This window comes from Haematobacter sp. (genome assembly GCF_032102465.1).
Taxonomy (GTDB): domain Bacteria; phylum Pseudomonadota; class Alphaproteobacteria; order Rhodobacterales; family Rhodobacteraceae; genus Haematobacter.
In genome coordinates, this window is record NZ_DAMDHB010000024.1 from 1 (window position 1) to 18,186 (window position 18,186).

An 18,186-nucleotide genomic window follows, 5' to 3' on the forward strand; every position below is an offset into this window, starting at 1 on the left:
AGGTGGCTCACTTCCCGGGGGAAAAACCGGCTCAGTTCCGCGGGGAAACCAACAACCCGTCGGCAGGATCCAGAAGAGCTGCGCCCGATCACCCCGGTGATTGCGAATGGCTGGCACACCCCCTTCCGCGCTGAATGTTCCCGAACGCCTGATCGCGAGGATGGCGTCAGATCAGCGCCACGGGCGGGCGAGCGCGACGGGACGCCTTTCTTCCACCGCAGGATATGTGCAAGTCTCGCCGGGAGCACCTTGGCTTGGTTTCTCAGGATCGGTCGCGGTGCGTGATCTGTATTGCGATAGACTGAAAGGACGCATCATGCGGTTGGTCCGTTTCACCCAAAACAGTGAGAGACCAAGGATCGGGGTGCTGTTTGACCAGCGCATCGTTCCGCTGGATGAGGTGCTGCCCGAAGCGCCCGCCAGTGTTGTGGAACTGATCACCCAATGGGACGCTATCGCCCCGCGTCTTAAGCATGTGGCGGAGGCGCGCTCCATTCCGCTGGGCGACGTAACCCTTCTTTCCCCGGTGGACAGGCCGCAGAAGCTGCTGGCCATCGGACTGAACTATGCCGACCATATCGAGGAGGCGAAAAGCATCGGCCTGCAGATCCCGACCGAGCAGGTGTGGTTCTGCAAGCAGCCAAGCGCGCTCAACGGTCCGTTCGCCGGGATCGAGATGCCGAAGGTCTCTGACAAGCTGGACTATGAGGTGGAACTCGTGGCGGTGATTGGCCGGGGTGGCCGGCACATCAGCGCGACGGACGCGCCTGAGCACGTGTTCGGTTATACCATCGGCAATGATGTGAGCGTTCGCGACTGGCAAACGCGCACTCCGCAATGGATGCTGGGGAAATCCTTCGACACGCATGCGCCGGTCGGCCCGTGCATCGTGACGGCAGATGAGATCGGCGACCCGCATCGGCTGGCCATCCGCGCCTATGTGAACGGCGAGTTGCGACAGAACTCCAATGTGAAGCATCTGGTGTTCAAGGTCTGGGATCAGATTGCGGAGTTGTCCAAGGCCATGACGCTTCAGCCCGGCGACCTGATCTTTACCGGCACGCCCGGCGGGGTCGGTTTCGGCTTCAACCCGCCGAAGTACCTCAGCGTTGGCGACATCGTGCGCTGCGAGATCGAAGAGATCGGCGCCATCGAAAACACCGTTATCGCGGAGCCCTGACGATCAAACAGCAAACGCCCCGTTATGGGGGCGTTTGCCGATTTGCATAGGTCCGAAGGTGTCATCGCGGCGACGAACGAAGGAACGCGGCGCCCCGGAAGGGAAGCCGCAGAAAATGTATCAACCGTAGAACAGCCGGGGCAGATAAAGCGCGATGTCCGGGATCAGGATGATGAGAAGAACACCGAGCAGCGTCACCAGCACATAGGGGATGACAGAATTGTAGATGTCTCCCATCGTCACCTCCGGCGGCGCGACGCCCCTGAGATAGAACAGGTTGAAACCGAACGGCGGCGTCATGTAGCCCACCTCCATCATGATGATGAAGAGGATGCCGAACCAGATCGGATCGAAGCCGTAGCTTTGCACCACGGGCAGGAACACCGGCAGGGTGATGAGCATGATGCCCACCGGGTCAAGCACCATCCCTAGGATGAACAGCACGCCCAGCATGAAGGCGAGCGATCCCCATTTGCCGCCCGGAATGAACGACATCAGATGCTCGATCAGCGTCTGGGCCCCGAGCGCGGTATAGGCGGTCGAGAAAGCATGTGCGGCGAACAGGATCCACATGATCATCGTCGTCAACCGCAGGGTGGAAATGGCGCTGTCCCAGAGAACGCTGCGGGTGAACTTTCCGTTGACCGCCGTTGCCACGAGCGAACCGAACACACCTATGGCCGCAGCTTCCGTCGGCGTGGCAAAGCCGCCGAAGATCGCGCCCAGAACGCTCACCACGATCAGGATCGGCAGGATGACCGAGCGGAGCGATCGGAACTTTTCGCCCCAGTCCGCACGCTGCTCCTTCGGAAGCGACGGACCCATCTGCGGCTGGATCAGGCAGCGGACGAGGATATAGATGCTGACGAGCACGAACAGCAAAAGCCCGGGTCCAATCCCTGCGGCGAACAGGCGCCCCGCAGAAACTTCCGTCAGGAGCGAGTAGAGCACCATGAGGATGGACGGCGGGATCAGGATGCCCCAGCCACCGCCCGCATTGATCGCGCCAAGGGCGAGCTTCTTGTCATACCCCCGCTCCAGCATCTTAGGCAGCGCGATGGTCCCCATCGTCACCACGGCTGCGCCGGAAATGCCGGACATGGCCGCAAAGATCACGCAGATCATCACCGTGCCGATGGCAAGGCCGCCGCGCACGCCGCCCCACCATTTGTGCATCATGTCGTAAAGGTCGCCGGCGACGCCCCACTTCTCCAGCATCGTCGCCATGAAGACAAAGAGCGGGATCGCCATGAGCGTGGCGTTGGACATCGTCTCCCACATCTTGGAGGAGAGGAGGTAGAAACCGACGCTCCCCATCTCGAAGTAGAGAAAGAGCACCGATACCCCGCCCAGCACAAAGACGAGCGGCGTGCCGATCAGCACGAAGAGCAGGAGCGAGCCGAAGAACAGGAAGGTGAGAAGTTCAACGCTCATGGGTCACCTCCGTCGCGTCATGCCCCAGGGGCGCGGGCACCCCGAATGTTTCCTCGTCGACCGGCAGGCCACGAAGAACGAGAATGTCGGACCACAACCGTACAAGACCCTGAAGAAAGAGCAAAAAGGCCGCGATCGGGATGAAGGTCTTGGTGGGCCAGAGCGGCGCTTTCCAGACGGAGTTAGACCTCTCCATATCCGCGATGGATTCAGATGCCATGTCGTAGCCCTGCCAAAGCAGCACGAAGACGAACAGCAAGAAGAGCGGCCATGTCACGATATCGACCAGCGCCTTCCGGCGGGGTGAGAGGCGGCCGTAGAAGATATCCACATTGACATGGCCACGCTGCGCCAGAAGGCTGCCACCCGCGATGATCGCATAGACGCCGAAAATCAGTGTCGCGAGTTCTGCAGTCCAGATCGCAGGGCGCCCGACCATGTAGCGCATGACAACGTCCGCCAGCAAAAGCGCAAAGATGATGAAGATCGCGAGCGAGGCCCAGCGACCGATGAAGAGATTGAGCTGCGTGACGGCACGGGCGACCTTCCGCATAACGTGACCTCATGATGTGAAGGGGGGTCAGGCGCAGCGGCGGCTGCGCCCGTTCGACGGGATCCGGCCCTGAAAGGGCTCAGATGTAGCCCATGTCCGTCATCAGACCGCGGTAGATATCGGCGGCCTTGGCCGCGCGTTCACCCCGCTCGGCCTCCTTGTCCATGACCTTTCTGGAGGCCTCCGCCATCATCGACATCACTTCGTCGGGCAGGTGGATGACCTGAAGGTTGTTGTCCCGTTGCCCCTCCGAAAGCGCTACGGCCTCGGCATGGACGTATTCGATGGAGCGGCGATAGAACCTCGTTTCGGCCGCGTCCATGAAGGCGGTCCGCATCTCGTCGTCCAGAGCCTCGAGCGCCTTGAGGTTGACGACATAGGCATCCGTGGTCTGGGCGATGGGCGGCTTGACGTGATACTTGCAGACCTCCCACAGCGACATGGACTGCGCGCCGACTGCCGCCCCCCAATGCGCGCCATCCACGACCCCGGAAGACAGCGCCTGATAAAGCTCCGATCCCGGAACATATTGCGGCGCGGCACCGGCCATCGACAGGAAGTCCATCATCGTGCCGGATGAGCGGATCTTCAGCCCCTGAAAATCACTGACGCTGGTCACATTCTTGGTGAGCGTCAGTTCCGTCGGCAGCACCTTTTCGGCAAGCGCCATCGTGCCTTCTTTTGCCAGGTCCTCATTCACCAAGGCTTCGATACCAAGGTTCTTGACGACATGCTGCATCTCCCAACTTTCCCTGAGCGTCCCGGGAATGCCGTAGAGGAAAGACGCCGCCTGCGCATTGTCCTGAATATAGGAGGGGCTGATCGTCCCCATCGGCACCACACCGCGCCGCACGATATTGTAGATATCGGTGCCCTTGGCGAATTCCCCATCGCCCAGAAGGGTCATCTTGAAAGCACCATCCGTCCGGCGCTCCACCTCCTTGGCGAACATGCCGAGGCTGTCGTTGAACGAACTCGACGCCTTTGGCCAGTGCGACTGCACACGCCATGTCACGGCACCCTGCGCCAGCCCCTTGCCGACCAGCGCCGGGGCGGCAAGCAGTCCGACAGCCGTGCCCCGCATCAGTGTCCTGCGGTTCAGAAGAACCCGGTTCTCGGTCATGTGACCCTCCCTTTAAACCTGCTGACGGGCATGTCTCCCCCACCCCGCCGAGGTCCGGGCCATAATTCCTGACAATTGTCATCCAATCAAGACCGTTGTTTTTATACGTGGCAGAGCAGACAAATTGCCACAGCCGCTCCGCCCCTCAGACCGGCCAGACGGCAAGGATAAGGGGCACGCCGACCAACACCACCAGAACCGACAGGGGCGCGCCGAGACGGGCGTAATCGCCGAAGCGATAGCCCCCCGGCCCCAGGACCAGAGTATTCGACTGATGCCCGATGGGGGTGAGGAAATCGCTGCCCGCACCCACTGCCACGGCCATCAGGAACGCTTCGGGGCGATAGCCCAGATCGGTGGCGAAGGTAGCGGCGATCGGGGCCATGACCAGCACTGTCGCCGCGTTGTTGAGGAACGGCGTGACCGCCATCGCCGCCACCATGATGAGTGTCAGCGCGCCCCAGACCGGCAGCCCCGTCGCGATGTCCGAAAGCAGCGTCCCGATGAGCTCCGTGGCTCCCGTCGTCTGCAGCGCCTCGCTCACCGGTATGAGCGCCCCCAGCATGACAAGGATCGGCCATTCCACGGCCTCTGTCGCCTCCCGCGCCGGGAGAGCGCCGCTGGCGATCATCGCTGTCGCCGCCCCGAAGAAGGCGACCGCGACAGGCACCGCCCCCGTCGCGGTCAGCGCCATGGCGGAGCCGAGGATCAGCAGGGGCAGCAGCGCCTTTCGTACACTGCCAAGCCCGAGCTTGCGTTGCGCCAGCGGCAGCAGGCCAAGCGCGCGCATCTGCTCCGGCATTTCCGCCTCCGGCCCCTGCACCAGCAGAACATCCCCTGCGGCAATCGAAGTGTCGCCAAGACGCTCGCTCATCCGGTGACCGGCCCGCGATATGGCGATGAGGTTCAAACCGTGCCGATCATGAAGCGCCATGCCCCCCGCACTCTGCCCGACCAAAAGCGATTCAGGGACGACGACCGTCTCCACCAGAGCCACGCCCGCCGAAACGCGACCCGCTTCCTGACGGGCGAGCGCGAGCCGACCGCGCGTGATCGCCGCCTCCAGCGCATCCGGCGCGCCCCGCAGAAGCAGCAGGTCATCCACGAGGATCTTCGTATCAGGTAAGACAGTAGCGCGCCGCTTCCCATCGCGGATAATGCCTGTGACCGCCAGTGCCCCGTCTATGTCCGAGAGGAAGTCATACACAGTCACGCCCGCCGCGCGCGAAGTCTCCAGCACCCGCGCCTCGGTGTTGTAATCGCTGACGAATACCGCCTCGCCCAATCCGCGCGCGGCCGCACGCCGGTCGCTCGGGAGCAGCCGGTAGCCGAAGCGCAGGAAGATCAGTCCCACCAGCGACAGCCCCAGACCGACGGGGGCGTAGTCGAACATGCCAAAAGGTGTTCCCGTCATCTGCTCCCGCACCCGGGAAACGATGATGTTCGGTGACGTGCCGACAAGCGTGATGAGTCCGCCGAGCAGCGACGCGAAGGCCATGGGCATCAGGAATACCGAAGGCGATGCCCCCGACCGCTTGGCCATGCCGAATGCGGCGGGCATCAGCATGGCCAGCGCGCCGATGTTCTTGACGATGGCGGACAGCAGCGTCACGGATCCGACCAGCACCGTCAGTTGCCAGCGAAGCGAAGTCACCCGCCGCCCCACCCACTGGAGTGCCACCTCCACCACACCCGACCGGGCGATGCCCGCGCTCACCACGAGCGCACTGCCGACGATGATGACGATATCGTCGGAAAATCCGCGGAACGCCTCATCCGGGCGTACCGTGCCTGCAACCAGCGATGCGACCAGCGCCAGCATCGCCACAACGTCATATCGGAGCCTGCCCCAGATGAAGAGGATCATCATGCCGCCGAGGATGAGGAACGCGAGTATCTGGGGCTGGGTCATCATCTCTCCTGCGGCGGTTCCGCTCAATGGGCAGGGATAGCTTCCGGTTCCAGTGCTGTCACTGCGCCGCTGCTCTTGCCCGCGAAGCGTTGCAGCTTTACAGAGCCGCATGTCCCAGATCGTCGCCGCCCTTTACCATTTCACCCGTCTCGAAGCCCTGCCCGAGCTGCGCTCTGCGCTCGCCACGCTCTGCGAGGCGGAGGGGATCCGTGGCACCCTGTTGCTCGCGGACGAGGGCATCAACGGGACAATCGCCGGGCCCCGCGACGGGATAGATCGGGTGATCGCCCATATCCGTGCCATACCCGGTTGCGCCGCGCTGGAGTGGAAGGAGAGCATCGCCGCGATCATGCCCTTCCGCCGCATGAAGGTCCGCATCAAGCGGGAGATCGTGACGATGGGCCAGCCGGGTGTTGACCCGACGGCGAGCGTCGGAACCTATGTTTCCCCCGAGGCATGGAACGATCTGATCGCGCGGGAGGATGTGGTGGTCATTGACACCCGCAACGCCTACGAAACCGCGATCGGCACCTTTGCCGGTGCAGTCGATCCCTGCATCGACACCTTTCGCGATTTCCCCGGCTGGTGGCAGGCGAACAAGGCGAAGTTCGCGGGCAAGACCCTGGCCATGTTCTGCACCGGCGGCATCCGCTGCGAGAAATCGACAAGCTGGCTGAAGCAGGAAGGCGCGCCGGAGGTTTACCACCTGAAGGGCGGCATCCTGAAGTATCTGGAGGAGGTTCCGGCAGAGAACAGCCGCTGGCAAGGCGCTTGTTTTGTCTTTGACGAGCGCGTGTCTGTCGGTCATGGTCTTGCGCCCGGAGATCACACCCTCTGCCGTGCCTGCGGCTGGCCGGTGACGGCAGAGGGCCGCGCGCATCCCGACTTCGAGGATGGGGTAAGCTGCCCGCAATGTCGGGACCATTATTCGGCAGCCGACCGCGCCCGGTTCCGCGATCGCCAGAGGCAGATGGTGGGATGATTGCGGCACGCGCCGTGGCAGCCTGATGCGATGGCCTGATGATTGCCCGCTGCCCCCAGATCGACATGGCTCTTATCGGGACAGCAAACATCTGCTGATCATCGGCTGAACCTGTATCACCTGATCTGACGGCATCTTGGTGTTCGGCGCTTCTGATTGCGCGGGTGTCGTTATTCCGGTGGCCGAAAGTCGCGACTGCACGGGATGAGAGTATGTCAAAAACCGGTCCCATCGACATCCGGCGAACATCGCTCTCCTCCTTAACAACTGACCTCATCCGCGCGCGCTGATCGCCAGAAACTGGCCGTGGGAGGGAATTCCATTCTGCACCCCCTGTTGTGAAGATGCGTTCTGAAGCGGGCTTGACCGGTAGTATTACCGCCTTACCGCATTCCGCCGCTCTCGCGGATGCCGCGGCAACTGGGGTCATCCCGATACCGCTGCGTTGGACTAATCGGTGCGCCTCGATTGATCCGCCGCAGGCCGCGCGCCGTATGGCTTGTGCTGAACCTTCGGGAGCCGGTGCGATGCAAACCCTCATCCTCTATGTCATTACCGTCATCGTCTTTCTCGGGCTGGACAGCCTCGGCATCCGGTTCCTCATCCGGCCGGTGTTCGAGCAGCATGTGGGGCATCTTCTTGCCCAACCGCTCAGGCTGGTCCCGGCAGCGCTGTTCTACATGGCCTATGTGGCCGGGCTTCTGTGGTTCGTTTCGCTGCCGGCGCTGCGGCAGGAGGCGCCGCTGCAGGCGCTTTGGGGCGGGATGATCCTGGGGTTCCTCTGCTACGGCACCTATGAGATGACCAATTATGCAACGTTGGCGGATTGGTCCGTTCGACAGGTAGTGATCGACGGCCTGTGGGGCACGTTCCTGACCGGCTTCTCCGCCTGGGCGGGTGTCGCGATCATGAGCCAGCGGCTCGCCTGATCTCACCCGATCCGTCGTGTGAGGCGGAAGGCGATCGGATAGGGCAGCACCCGAAGCAACTTCACCGCGAGGGTGAACCGTCTGGGAAAATGAATCTCGAAAGCCCTGCCGCGGAGCCCGCGCAGCACCCTTCGCGCCGCTTCCTCCGGCTCCATGAGAGCAGGCATGTGGAAATCGTTCTTCGCTGTCAGACGGGACCGGACAAAACCCGGACAAACCAGACGCACATCCACGCGGGGCGCAAGCTCTGCCCGCAGACTCTCCGCCAGATTGTTGATCGCCGCCTTGGTCGCCGAATAGGCCTGCCCGCCGGGAAGACCGAAATAACCCGCAACCGAGCCGAAGAGCACCAGCTGCCCGCCGTCTCGCAGGAGCGGCGGGGTCAGCCTCGCAACATCGAGCGTTCCGAGCAGGTTCACCCGGACAAGCATCTCCGTCCGTGCCGGGTCCAGCGCCGCGACTTTTGCGGGATCGTAGAGGGCGGCCGTGCAGATGATCGCGTCGAACAGCTCCCGCTGCGCGGCAATCGCGGCGGGCAGCATTTCCCGCGCGGCGAGGTCGAGGGGGAGGACTTGCGCCCCCCCAATTTCTTCGGCCAGCGTGCTCAGGGCCGGACCGTCGCGGGCGGAAAGCACAAGGCGCGCGCCCTCCGCCGCAAACGCACGGGCGAGCGCCGCCCCGATACCGGCACTTGCCCCGATCACCCAGATGCGCTTGCCCCTGAAAGTCATCGCTCAGATCCCGAACAGCGGTTGCAGAAGGCGGGGAACCCATCCGCGGAACCGCAGCGGCGCATCGGTCGCCGCGAGGCAGAGACAAGGCCCATCGTCCCCTGCGACCGGCTGATGGTTTGTGTCGTTGCCGGCGCACTCCACATCGCCCCGGCCGAACCGCCCTTCGCTGTCGGAGAAGCTGCCCTCCAGTACCAATGTCAGTTCCAGCCCGCCGTGACCATGTTCCGGCACCTTGCGCCCGGATGGAATATGCAGAAGCCGAAGCGATGCGTCCGGCCCCGGCAGGAGGATTTGCTGCCGGATGCCGCCGCCGAGAGACTGCCACCGCGGAGCGGCCACCGTAAGCTCCACCACTGGCGCGGGCAGCACCCCTTTCGCCTCCCGAGGCAGCACAGGCACGGCATGATCCAGCGCCGCAAACACCCTTTCGCGAGCGGCGAGGCTAACCGGCACGGGCGGCAGCCTGTCCAGCAACTCCCCGGCAAGCAGATCCTCGGCCTCCCATGCCGCGCGACAGTCATCACAAAGCGCGACATGGGCCGCGATGACCGTGGCGAAGGCGGCGGCGAGCCGCCCCGCCGCCCAGTCACGCAGCAGGTCGAGCGGAATGTGATGCGTGATCTGCCGCGTCATGGCTTCAGGTCCCGTAGTTCATGCCGCAGCCGCTCCAGTCCGAGCCTGATGCGCGATTTCACCGTCCCGAGCGGCAGGCCCGTCCGATGGCTGATCTCGCTCTGCGGCAGATCATCCATGTAGGCCTGCGCCAGCGCCTCCTGCTGCTCGGCAGAAAGCCGCGAGAGGGCGGCCCGGAGCAACCGCGCCTCCTGTGCAAGCGCCACGCTCTGTGCCGCGTCGTCGGCGGGGGGACCCAGCTCATCCGGCATGGGGATGCGCCTGCGACGGAGCACGTCGATCTGACGGTTGCGGGCGATACGGTATATCCAGCCCGCCGCCTCCGCCCGGCCCGGGTCGAACTGGGCGGCCTTGTGCCAGACGGTGAGGAGGACATCCTGCACGACGTCTTCCGCGCTGCCGTCGGTCAGGCCGCTGCGGATCAGCATGGCCTTCAGCCGTGGAGCAAAGTGATCGAACAATTCGCCGAACGCCTGCCGGTCCTGCCGGTCGCGCACGGCAAGCAGCAGCCGCGTCATCTCCGCCGACCGATCGGGGGATTGTCCGCCTGCCAAATGCACGCCCCTCCTTCTCCATACGATCTGGCCCGACAAAGCCGCGCCTTGCAAGCCTTTCGTGTCTCGGAGGATCGGTATGGGAATTTCGATTGTCATGCCGCTGGATACGCGCAGGACAAGCATTCGGATCATACGCCGCAAATTTCCTTTGGAAGGGGTGATCCGATCCCGCCCGCATCACGTAGAACTTGCGGCGAAGAGGAGATTCCGATGCCTTTTGACCTGACCCGCGGCGCCCCGGCGAACATCGCGATCATAGGCGGCGGGATCGCGGGCCTTGCCTGTGGCTGGGCACTCTGCCGGCATCACCGCGTGACGCTTTACGAGGCGGAGAGGCGTTTCGGCGGCCATGCGCGGACGGTGCTGGCGGGTGCACGGGGCGACAGAGCGGTTGATACCGGATTCATCGTCTTCAACTATGCGACCTATCCGCACCTGACCGCCATGTTTCGTGATCTGAACGTGCCGGTCGAGAAGAGCGACATGAGCTTCGGCGTATCGTTGCAGGGCGGGCGGCTGGAATACGCACTCCGCTCCGGCAACGCGATTTTTGGACAGCGGTCCAACCTGGTTGATCCGGGGTTCCACGGTATGCTCCGGGACATTCTCCGTTTCAACCGGCAGGCGGCAGATCTTCCCGTCACAGCCGATATGACGATAGGTGAGTTGCTGGCGCGTCTTCGGCTCGGGCGGCGCTTCCGGGAGCATTACCTCTATCCGCTCTGCGGTGCCATCTGGTCCACTCCACCGGCTGGAATCGATGCGTTCCCGGCAGAAGCGCTGCTGCGGTTTCTGCGTAATCACGCGTTGATGGCCCCGCGCGGACAGCATCAGTGGTGGACCGTCTCAGGGGGCAGCACCGAGTATCTCTCGCGACTGATCGAAAGCCTGCGGAGCCATGGCGTTGAAATGCGGCCCGGGACACCTGTTCGCTCGGTCACACGGGGGCAGGATGCCGTGACGGTGAGGGGCGAGGGTGCGCTTTCCGAAACCTACGATCACGTGATTTTCGCATGCCACGCGGACCAGACCATGGCCCTTCTAGCCGACGCGGATCCGGCGGAGATCGCAGCGTTTTCGTCCATCCGCTTCCAGCCGAACAGGATGGTGTTGCATCGCGATCCACGGGTGATGCCGCATCGCCGCAGATGCTGGAGTTCATGGACCCATCGGACGGAGGCTGGCGTTACCCCCCAACAGAACGTCAGCGTGAGCTATTGGATGAACCGGCTCCAGAACATTCCCGAAAGCGATCCCCTGTTCGTGACGCTCAACCCGCAGGTGCAACTGCCCGACAGTGTCATTTATGACGAGGCGGTCTTTCACCACCCGCTGTTCGATCGCGCAGCCCTTGCGGCGCAGGGGGCGATCGCAGGGCTTCAGGGCAAGCGGCGAAGCTGGTTCGCGGGGGCGTGGCTGCGCAACGGCTTCCATGAAGACGGCTTTGCCAGCGCCCTGAGGGTCGCGCGCCAGTTGCTGCCGGAGGAGGTCTGATGGAGCCACTGGCCGACAGGCTGCTCTCGGGCGAGGTGCTGCATCTGCGCGCAGGAGTGACCCATGCCCGCCGTGGTGTCACGCGCCATGCCTTCGCCTATCGGGTGGACTACGTTCTGATGGCGCCCGAAACGATGGCGGGGCCGCGCCTCCTGTCGCACAACGGTTTCAACCTGATGGCATTCTACGACCGCGATCACGGGGGGCCACGCGGTGCGGGCCGGGGCGCCCCATGGGCATGGGAACAACTGGCAGCGGCGGGTATCGACCGCAGGCCGGGCATGGTGCTTGCGCTGCTTACCCAGCCGAGATTTCTCGGTCACTGGTTCACGCCCGTGAGCTTCTGGCTTCTTTTGCGGGGAAATGACCTGCTGGCTGCGATCGCCGAGGTGAACAATACCTTCGGCCAGCGTCACAGCTATCTTTGCCTGCCCCTCGGCGCGAGCATTTCTCCCGACGATGAGATCCGCGCGGCCAAGGCATTTCACGTGTCTCCCTTTCAGGATGTTGCCGGCGAATACCGCTTCCGCTTCGGGGGGCTGCCGGACAGGCTGGCGATCCGCATCCGGCAGATCGACGGCGCCGAAGGGCTGGAGGCTGCTATGGCGGGCCCGCTTTCACCGCTCACCAACCGGGCGGTCATGTGGGTTGCGCTCCACAGGCCGGGCGGTGGCTTGCGGGTTCTAGCACTGATCTACTGGCATGCGCTGCGCCTGAAGCGGAAAGGCGCCCGCTACCGCCCCCCTCCCTCTGCGCCGGAGAAGGAGATCAGCCGATGACCTTCGCGACAGGCCTGCTGAAAAATCGGTTCCTCTCCTCTCTCGAAGGCATTTCGCACGGTCGTCTGACCCTTACCACGCCGGAGGGAGCGGTGCTTCGCTTCGGCAGCGCCGGGCCGGAGGCCGATCTGGAGGTACGGGACTGGAGCTTTCTTCCGCGGCTCGCAAGACGGGGCGACGTTGGTCTGGGCGAAAGCTGGATAGACCGGCAATGGGAAACTGCGTCGCTTGAAAACGTCCTTGCGCTGGCCCTGAAGAATATGGATCACCTTGCGCCCTGGGCAAAGGCCGGTCGGCTGCCCGGCTGGGCCATGCGGTTTTCCGACCGTGTTTCCCGCATGAACAGTCTCGGCGGTTCGGCGCGCAATATCCGCGCGCATTACGATGTGGGCAATGAATTCTACCAGCTCTGGCTCGACCGTGGCATGAGCTATTCCAGCGCGCTCTTTGCGCCGGGCGACGATGATCTGGAGCGCGCGCAGACCCGGAAGAACGACCGTATTCTGTCACGTCTGACGGCTGGTGAGACGGTGCTGGAGATCGGCTGCGGCTGGGGAAGTTTCGCCGAGGCCGCTGCAATGCGCGGGCGGCGGGTGAAGGCGATCACCATATCTCCCAGCCAGAGCGCCTATGCCGACGCGAGGCTGGACGGGCGCGCCGAAATCAGATTGCAGGATTACCGGCACACCGCTGGTCGCTTCGACAACATCGTCTCGGTGGAGATGATCGAGGCGGTGGGCGAGCGCTACTGGCCGACCTATTTCGCCACCCTGAAGGCACGTCTGGCCGACGACGGGCGCGCCATCTTGCAGGCCATCACCGTGCCTGACGCGAGCTTCCCGGCCTATCGGAAGCGGTCCGACTTCATCCGGCAGCACGCCTTTCCGGGTGGCATGCTGCCCTGTCGGGCAGCGATTGCGGCGCAGGCTGCCCGGGCGGGGTTGACGCTTTCGGACAGCTTTGCCTTCGGACAGGATTATGCTCGAACCTGCCGCCTCTGGGCCGGGCGCATGATGGCTGAGCGGCCACGCATCCTCCGCTTCGGGTACGACGACGCCTTTCTGCGAAGTTGGCAGTTCTATCTGGAAGGCTGCGCCGCGACGTTTGCCACGGGCCGCACGGACGTGGTTCAAGTCGAGCTCACCCATGCCGAGGGACCGGCGTGACGGGCTTTTTGTGGCTTACCCGCGACTTCCGCTTTACGGACAATTCCGCGCTCCTCGCGGCGATCGGGGACGGGCCGCTTCTTGTCGTGTTCTTCATCGACCGCGCATTGTGCAAGCAGGGGGCTGCCAGCCGCTGGCGTCTGGAACGGGCCTTGCGGTGCTATGACAGCGCCTTGCGACACCGGTCCGGGCGGGGCGTGCTGATCCTTGAGGGAGAGCCGGATCGCCTGCTGCCCGACATTGTCCAGCAGACCGGAGCGCGCAGAGTGCATCAGGGCGATTTCCCAACCGCCGCGACGCGCGCCACGCAAGACCGGCTCCGCGCAGCACTTCCCCCGCAGGTGGAACTTGTTCTTCATCCGGGGCACCTGCTCGCACAGCCCGCGGCCATTCGCACGGCAGGGGGCGGGAGCTACCGCGTTTTCACGCCCTTTGCCCGCGCCCTTTGCCGTTTCGGGCCGGATGTGCCACAACCGGAGGCTCCGCAGCGGTTCGGCGCCGCTGACCCGCCGGTCAGGGGGATTGATATCGCAAGGCTCGATCTCGCGCCCGACCTCCATCGCGGGCGAGCGGTGCTGGATCGCTTCGCCTTGCCCGCCGGAGAGGATCGGGCGCGCGAAAGGCTGGACGGCTTCCTCGACCGCCTTTCCGGTTATGCGGAAGGCCGTGACAGGCCTGACAGAGCCGCGACATCGGAGCTTTCCGAACATCTGGCCCTTGGCGAGATCAGTCCGCGCACCGTCTGGGCTGCCGCTGAGCTTCGAGCGGAGTCGAATCCCGCGATCTCTGGCGAGGTGGAGAAGTTTCTGACGGAGGTGATCTGGCGCGACTTCGCATGGCATCTGCTCATCGCCTTTCCAGATATGGCGCAAATTCCGTGGAGACCGGAATGGCGTGGATTTCCGTGGCAGGGCGAGGGGCCGGAACTGCGCCGATGGGAGCGGGCGGAGACCGGCATCGCATTGGTGGATGCGGGCCTCCGCGAAATGCGCGTGACAGGCCGGATGCACAACCGGGTCCGCATGGTCGTGGCAAGCTGGCTGACCAAGCATATGCTCACCGACTGGCGACTGGGGTTGCGACATTTCGAGGAAAGCCTGACCGACTGGGATCCCGCGTCCAATGCGATGAACTGGCAGTGGGTTGCTGGCTGTGGGCCGGATGCGTCGCCCTTCTTCCGTATTTTCAATCCCGAAACGCAGGCCGAACGCTTCGATCCCAAGGGAGCCTACCGCGCCCGCTGGCTACCGGGACCGAGGCAACCGACGGCTGAGGCGGAAGCCTATTATGACACTCTGCCCCCCGGCTGGACTGTACCGCCGCTCTGGCGGCCGCGGGAGGATGATGCGGTGTCAGAGGGGCGGAAACACGCGCTGGAAAGCTATCAGGCATTCCGGCGCCTCTCCTGAGACGTCGGATATTGCGGGCGCTCCGGCGCCGAGGCATCCTCCCGCCGCGGAGGACCCCGATGACACAATCCATACTCAACCAGATGACCATCGTCTTGCCGATCTTTCAGGCACCGATGGCAGGCGTCTCCACCCCGGCGCTTGCCGCGGCGGTATCGGAGGCGGGAGGTCTCGGAGCGCTCGGGCTGGGAGCATCCTCCGCCACCGCCGCCCGTCAGGCCATCACCGATACGCAGGCCCTGACGAAGAAACCGATCAACGTCAATTTCTTCTGCCACCGTCCTGTCCCCCGGAATGAACCGGTGGAGACGGCATGGATCCATACCGCTTCGCCGCTTTTTGCCAACTTCGGCGCCACTCCCCCGTCCACGCTGGAGGAGATCTACATCAGCTTCCGCGAGACAGATGATCTCCTGCGCGTCGTTCTGGAATTGCGCCCGGCGGTCGTCAGCTTCCACTTCGGCCTGCCCCGTCCGCATCAGATCGCAGCGTTGCGAAATGCGGGCCTCGTCCTGATCGCCAGCGCCACGTCGCTCTCCGAAGCGCGGATGATCGCCGATGCGGGCTTCCATGCGGTGATCGCCCAAGGCTGGGAGGCCGGCGGGCATCGGGGGATGTTCGAGCCCGATGGCCCTGATGAGCGCCTGTCCACCGATGATCTGACGCGTCTTCTGGTGCGGGAAGCAGGCCTTCCGGTGATCGCTGCGGGCGGGCTGATGGATGGGCAGGACATTCGCCGGATGCTCGACATGGGCGCGACTGCGGCGCAACTTGGCACGGCCTTTGTCGGATGCACGGAATCCGCGGCCGATCAGGCCTATCGTGAGCGTCTTGCGAAAGGAGGAGAGACGGAGATGACCCGCGTGATATCGGGCAGACCCGCGCGCTGTCTCACCAACCGGTTTACCAGCTGGGGTCAAGCTTTTCCCGAAACGGACGTGCCCGCCTATCCCCGTGCCTACGATCTGGGCAAAGCTCTCAACGCCGCTGCCAAAGCGAGGGGTGAGACCGGTTATGGCGCGCAATGGGCCGGAACCGGAGCGGGACGGGGCATGAAAGGGGACGCCGCCGAAGTAATGCGCGCGCTCGTTACAGGGGCGGGCGGGTTATAGACCCGCTTGCCTTTCAGGCGGGCGCGCATATATCATGCGCATGAGCCATGAGGTATATCATGCCCATTTCCGCAGCCCGCAAAGCCACCAACCTGACGATCGACACGGCCCTGCTGGCAGAGGCGCGGTCGTTCGGCGTCAACCTGTCCCAGGCAGCAGAGGCGGGGCTGCGATCCGCCGTCTCTCAGGCACGGGCAGAGGCGTGGCGGGCGGAAAATCGCCGGGCCATCGAAAGCTCCAACGACTGGGTGGTGGAAAACGGACTGCCGCTGGACGGTTTCCGGCAGTTCTGATGGCGCGCTACGACGTGTATCCCAACCCCGGCGGAGCGGGATATCTTCTGGATGTGCAGGCAGACCTGCTGGACGGCCTGAACACCCGCGTCGTCGTGCCCCTGCTCCCGCCGAACGCCGCCCCCCTGCCCGCGCGACGCCTGAACCCGCTCTTTGACATCGCGGAAATGCCGCATGTGATGGTGACGCAGTTCATGGCCGCAGTTCCGCTTACCGTGCTTGGCCGGCCCGTTGCCTCGCTGATCGCTCGGGATACCGAGATCACGAATGCCCTCGACATGCTTCTGTCAGGTATTTGATCCACAAGATTGTGGTTGACGGACACGTCGCTGCCGGTTGGACTTGGTGGCGGCAATGTGCCATGAACATAGATGGAACACCACTTCCCACGGGCCCTCGATCCCGCGGGCGACGGCGAGCGTAGAGCATAATGAGCAATCCTCTGGAAGAACTCCGCATCGACCGCGAGATACACCGCCGAAAGCCAGGGTCAGACCCGTTTGCCGCTGCCATGCGCGCCACGCGGATGCCGATGATCATCACCGACCCCCGGCAGCCGGACAATCCCATCGTCTTTGCGAACGACGCCTTTCTGAAGCTTACCTGCTATGGGAGGGAGGAGGTTCTGGGGCGCAACTGCCGGTTTCTTCAGGGGCCGGGCACGAATGTGGAAGATGTGGGACGGCTTCGTCACGCCATCCGGGACCGTGAACCGCTCGAGATCGATCTGCTCAATTACCGCAAGGACGGCACGATCTTCTGGAACCGGCTGCTCGTCTCCCCCGTGTTCGACGAGGGGGAACTGACCTATTTCTTTGCCTCGCAACTTGACGTGACATGGGAGCGGACGGCGGGTTTCTCCAGCGACCGCAACGAAATGGAACGCGGGATGCAGCAGCGTATCGCCGATCTGACGGCGAGCGAGGAGCGGCTGAACTTCACCCTGAAGGCGGGCGGGCTGGGGACATGGACGCTCGACGTGGCGAGCGAAAGACTCGTCGCTTCTGCGATCTGCAAGGCGAATTTCGGTCGCGCCCCGGCAGAAAGCTTCAGCTATGCCGATCTGAAGACCGCCATCCATCCCGATGATGTAGAGCGCTGGTATTCAGCGGTGGCAGCCGCGCTCGCCGCCGGTGGTGATCTCCACGTTGAATATCGCGTAATCTGGCCGGATGGATCCGTTCATTGGATCGAGATCCGGGCGGAAACACGCTTTGACGACGACCATCGGCCCGTGTTGATGAGCGGGGTCTCCATCGACATCACCGCGCGGAGGGCGGCCGAAGCCTATCGTGACCTGATGAACCGGGAAATGGGGCACAGGATCAAGAATATCCTGTCGACGGTTCGATCCATCGTCCGGCAATCCCTTCGTGCCGAGGCGCCGCTCCCCGATATGCGGGATGTTCTGCTGCGTCGCATCAATGCGCTGAGCGGCGCGCATGACGTCCTCACCGGCAAGGACTGGGATATCGCCGCTCTGCGGCAGACAGTGGAGAAGGCCGTGCTGCCATTTAACGGCGAGCGCCGGATTCACTACTTTGGCCCCGATCTGGACATCTCCCACCGGGCGAGCAGTGCACTGACCATGGCGCTGCACGAACTGGCGACGAATGCCGTCAAGTATGGCGCGCTCTCGGGCGAAGAAGGGCGGGTCCGGGTGGAGTGGTTCATAGAGGGCAAGCGCTTCGAACTCCGCTGGATCGAGACCGGCGGCCCGACCGTCATGCTACCCGAGCGGACGGGCTTCGGCTCGACGATGATCGAATACGCCCTGTCGGCCTCTGTCGATGGCACGGCGCAGGTGGAATATCTGCCCGACGGAGTACGCTTTCAGTTGGTGACAGACCTTGCGGCCATGCAGACAGGCGACACAAAGTCCACCTGATCCCTCCG

18 protein-coding genes are annotated in these 18,186 nt (G+C 63.9%); 11 read left to right on the forward strand and 7 right to left on the reverse strand.

Translation table 11 applies throughout. From position 1 onward, the window contains the following. The first annotated feature begins 316 nt into the window (after nt 1-316). The gene (locus RT513_RS14160) at nt 317-1,180 is read left to right on the forward strand and encodes a fumarylacetoacetate hydrolase family protein (RefSeq protein WP_088214627.1); all 864 of its coding nucleotides are present in this window, start codon (nt 317-319) and stop codon (nt 1,178-1,180) included. Nucleotides 1,181-1,300: 120 nt separating this feature from the next. Here RT513_RS14160 and RT513_RS14165 read toward each other — a convergent pair whose 3' ends face one another. The 4 genes from RT513_RS14165 to RT513_RS14180 form a co-directional block, all read right to left on the reverse strand. After that, nucleotides 1,301-2,614 carry a TRAP transporter large permease subunit gene (locus RT513_RS14165; RefSeq protein ID WP_290686920.1) on the reverse strand — a complete coding sequence of 438 codons (1,314 nt, stop codon included), beginning with the start codon at nt 2,612-2,614 and terminating at the stop codon, nt 1,301-1,303. After that, nucleotides 2,604-3,167, reverse strand: a complete 564-nt coding sequence (locus tag RT513_RS14170; RefSeq protein ID WP_290686918.1) for a TRAP transporter small permease subunit — start codon at nt 3,165-3,167, stop codon at nt 2,604-2,606. The genes RT513_RS14165 and RT513_RS14170 overlap by 11 nt, the downstream gene beginning before the upstream one ends. Before the next feature lie 79 nt (nt 3,168-3,246). Beyond that, nucleotides 3,247-4,290: a TRAP transporter substrate-binding protein DctP gene (gene dctP, locus RT513_RS14175; RefSeq protein WP_290686915.1), complete on the reverse strand. Its 1,044-nt coding sequence runs from the start codon at nt 4,288-4,290 to the stop codon at nt 3,247-3,249. Between the two features lie 145 nt (nt 4,291-4,435). Continuing rightward, nucleotides 4,436-6,202, reverse strand: coding sequence for an SLC13 family permease (locus RT513_RS14180; RefSeq protein WP_290686913.1), 1,767 nt, complete (start codon nt 6,200-6,202; stop codon nt 4,436-4,438). 109 nt (nt 6,203-6,311) lie between these two features. Between RT513_RS14180 and RT513_RS14185 the strand changes: the two genes are divergently transcribed. Both RT513_RS14185 and RT513_RS14190 read left to right on the forward strand, forming a co-directional pair. Further along, nucleotides 6,312-7,184, forward strand: coding sequence for a rhodanese-related sulfurtransferase (locus tag RT513_RS14185; protein ID WP_290686911.1), 873 nt, complete (start codon nt 6,312-6,314; stop codon nt 7,182-7,184). Nucleotides 7,185-7,711: 527 nt separating this feature from the next. Continuing rightward, nucleotides 7,712-8,113: a DUF2177 family protein gene (locus RT513_RS14190; protein WP_290686909.1), complete on the forward strand. Its 402-nt coding sequence runs from the start codon at nt 7,712-7,714 to the stop codon at nt 8,111-8,113. A gap of 2 nt (nt 8,114-8,115) precedes the next feature. Here RT513_RS14190 and RT513_RS14195 read toward each other — a convergent pair whose 3' ends face one another. Genes RT513_RS14195 through RT513_RS14205 form a run of 3 tightly spaced genes read right to left on the reverse strand, consistent with a single transcriptional unit; the run spans nt 8,116 to nt 9,998 of the window. Then, the gene (locus RT513_RS14195) at nt 8,116-8,844 is read right to left on the reverse strand and encodes an SDR family NAD(P)-dependent oxidoreductase (RefSeq protein ID WP_088214621.1); all 729 of its coding nucleotides are present in this window, start codon (nt 8,842-8,844) and stop codon (nt 8,116-8,118) included. 3 nt (nt 8,845-8,847) lie between these two features. After that, a complete protein-coding gene (locus RT513_RS14200) occupies nt 8,848-9,480 on the reverse strand; it encodes a ChrR family anti-sigma-E factor (RefSeq protein WP_290686906.1) in 633 nt (210 codons plus the stop codon). Continuing rightward, nucleotides 9,477-9,998 (reverse strand): sigma-70 family RNA polymerase sigma factor, encoded by a 522-nt coding sequence (locus tag RT513_RS14205; RefSeq protein WP_088214719.1) that lies wholly within the window; start codon nt 9,996-9,998, stop codon nt 9,477-9,479. The genes RT513_RS14200 and RT513_RS14205 overlap by 4 nt, the downstream gene beginning before the upstream one ends. 249 nt (nt 9,999-10,247) lie before the next feature. Between RT513_RS14205 and RT513_RS14210 the strand changes: the two genes are divergently transcribed. The 8 genes from RT513_RS14210 to RT513_RS14245 all read left to right on the forward strand — a co-directional run bounded on the left by RT513_RS14210 (nt 10,248) and on the right by RT513_RS14245 (nt 18,178). Next, nucleotides 10,248-11,531 carry an NAD(P)/FAD-dependent oxidoreductase gene (locus tag RT513_RS14210; RefSeq protein ID WP_290686903.1) on the forward strand — a complete coding sequence of 428 codons (1,284 nt, stop codon included), beginning with the start codon at nt 10,248-10,250 and terminating at the stop codon, nt 11,529-11,531. Continuing rightward, nucleotides 11,531-12,310 carry a DUF1365 domain-containing protein gene (locus RT513_RS14215; protein ID WP_290686901.1) on the forward strand — a complete coding sequence of 260 codons (780 nt, stop codon included), beginning with the start codon at nt 11,531-11,533 and terminating at the stop codon, nt 12,308-12,310. The genes RT513_RS14210 and RT513_RS14215 overlap by 1 nt, the downstream gene beginning before the upstream one ends. After that, nucleotides 12,307-13,476 carry a cyclopropane-fatty-acyl-phospholipid synthase family protein gene (locus RT513_RS14220; RefSeq protein ID WP_290686899.1) on the forward strand — a complete coding sequence of 390 codons (1,170 nt, stop codon included), beginning with the start codon at nt 12,307-12,309 and terminating at the stop codon, nt 13,474-13,476. The genes RT513_RS14215 and RT513_RS14220 overlap by 4 nt, the downstream gene beginning before the upstream one ends. Beyond that, nucleotides 13,473-14,885 carry a cryptochrome/photolyase family protein gene (locus RT513_RS14225; RefSeq protein ID WP_290686897.1) on the forward strand — a complete coding sequence of 471 codons (1,413 nt, stop codon included), beginning with the start codon at nt 13,473-13,475 and terminating at the stop codon, nt 14,883-14,885. The genes RT513_RS14220 and RT513_RS14225 overlap by 4 nt, the downstream gene beginning before the upstream one ends. A 59-nt stretch (nt 14,886-14,944) precedes the next feature. Beyond that, on the forward strand, nt 14,945-15,997 hold the full coding sequence (locus RT513_RS14230) for a nitronate monooxygenase family protein (RefSeq protein WP_290686895.1): 1,053 nt from the start codon (nt 14,945-14,947) through the stop codon (nt 15,995-15,997). Between the two features lie 59 nt (nt 15,998-16,056). Continuing rightward, on the forward strand, nt 16,057-16,290 hold the full coding sequence (locus RT513_RS14235; RefSeq protein WP_290686894.1) for a type II toxin-antitoxin system CcdA family antitoxin: 234 nt from the start codon (nt 16,057-16,059) through the stop codon (nt 16,288-16,290). Then, on the forward strand, nt 16,290-16,589 hold the full coding sequence (locus RT513_RS14240) for a CcdB family protein (RefSeq protein ID WP_290686892.1): 300 nt from the start codon (nt 16,290-16,292) through the stop codon (nt 16,587-16,589). The genes RT513_RS14235 and RT513_RS14240 overlap by 1 nt, the downstream gene beginning before the upstream one ends. A gap of 212 nt (nt 16,590-16,801) precedes the next feature. After that, nucleotides 16,802-18,178 (forward strand): PAS domain-containing protein, encoded by a 1,377-nt coding sequence (locus RT513_RS14245; protein WP_313534121.1) that lies wholly within the window; start codon nt 16,802-16,804, stop codon nt 18,176-18,178. Nucleotides 18,179-18,186: the final 8 nt, after the last annotated feature.

What these genes read in the sequence shown, in the direction of transcription:
- RT513_RS14160 (WP_088214627.1), top strand. Translation starts at nt 317, where the DNA reads ATGCGGTTGGTCCGTTTCACCCAAAACAGTGAGAGACCAAGGATCGGG.
- RT513_RS14165 (WP_290686920.1), bottom strand. Translation starts at nt 2,614, where the DNA reads ATGAGCGTTGAACTTCTCACCTTCCTGTTCTTCGGCTCGCTCCTGCTC.
- RT513_RS14170 (WP_290686918.1), bottom strand. Translation starts at nt 3,167, where the DNA reads ATGCGGAAGGTCGCCCGTGCCGTCACGCAGCTCAATCTCTTCATCGGT.
- dctP (WP_290686915.1), bottom strand. Translation starts at nt 4,290, where the DNA reads ATGACCGAGAACCGGGTTCTTCTGAACCGCAGGACACTGATGCGGGGC.
- RT513_RS14180 (WP_290686913.1), bottom strand. Translation starts at nt 6,202, where the DNA reads ATGACCCAGCCCCAGATACTCGCGTTCCTCATCCTCGGCGGCATGATG.
- RT513_RS14185 (WP_290686911.1), top strand. Translation starts at nt 6,312, where the DNA reads ATGTCCCAGATCGTCGCCGCCCTTTACCATTTCACCCGTCTCGAAGCC.
- RT513_RS14190 (WP_290686909.1), top strand. Translation starts at nt 7,712, where the DNA reads ATGCAAACCCTCATCCTCTATGTCATTACCGTCATCGTCTTTCTCGGG.
- RT513_RS14195 (WP_088214621.1), bottom strand. Translation starts at nt 8,844, where the DNA reads ATGACTTTCAGGGGCAAGCGCATCTGGGTGATCGGGGCAAGTGCCGGT.
- RT513_RS14200 (WP_290686906.1), bottom strand. Translation starts at nt 9,480, where the DNA reads ATGACGCGGCAGATCACGCATCACATTCCGCTCGACCTGCTGCGTGAC.
- RT513_RS14205 (WP_088214719.1), bottom strand. Translation starts at nt 9,998, where the DNA reads ATGACGCGGCTGCTGCTTGCCGTGCGCGACCGGCAGGACCGGCAGGCG.
- RT513_RS14210 (WP_290686903.1), top strand. Translation starts at nt 10,248, where the DNA reads ATGCCTTTTGACCTGACCCGCGGCGCCCCGGCGAACATCGCGATCATA.
- RT513_RS14215 (WP_290686901.1), top strand. Translation starts at nt 11,531, where the DNA reads ATGGAGCCACTGGCCGACAGGCTGCTCTCGGGCGAGGTGCTGCATCTG.
- RT513_RS14220 (WP_290686899.1), top strand. Translation starts at nt 12,307, where the DNA reads ATGACCTTCGCGACAGGCCTGCTGAAAAATCGGTTCCTCTCCTCTCTC.
- RT513_RS14230 (WP_290686895.1), top strand. Translation starts at nt 14,945, where the DNA reads ATGACACAATCCATACTCAACCAGATGACCATCGTCTTGCCGATCTTT.
- RT513_RS14235 (WP_290686894.1), top strand. Translation starts at nt 16,057, where the DNA reads ATGCCCATTTCCGCAGCCCGCAAAGCCACCAACCTGACGATCGACACG.
- RT513_RS14240 (WP_290686892.1), top strand. Translation starts at nt 16,290, where the DNA reads ATGGCGCGCTACGACGTGTATCCCAACCCCGGCGGAGCGGGATATCTT.
- RT513_RS14245 (WP_313534121.1), top strand. Translation starts at nt 16,802, where the DNA reads ATGCGCGCCACGCGGATGCCGATGATCATCACCGACCCCCGGCAGCCG.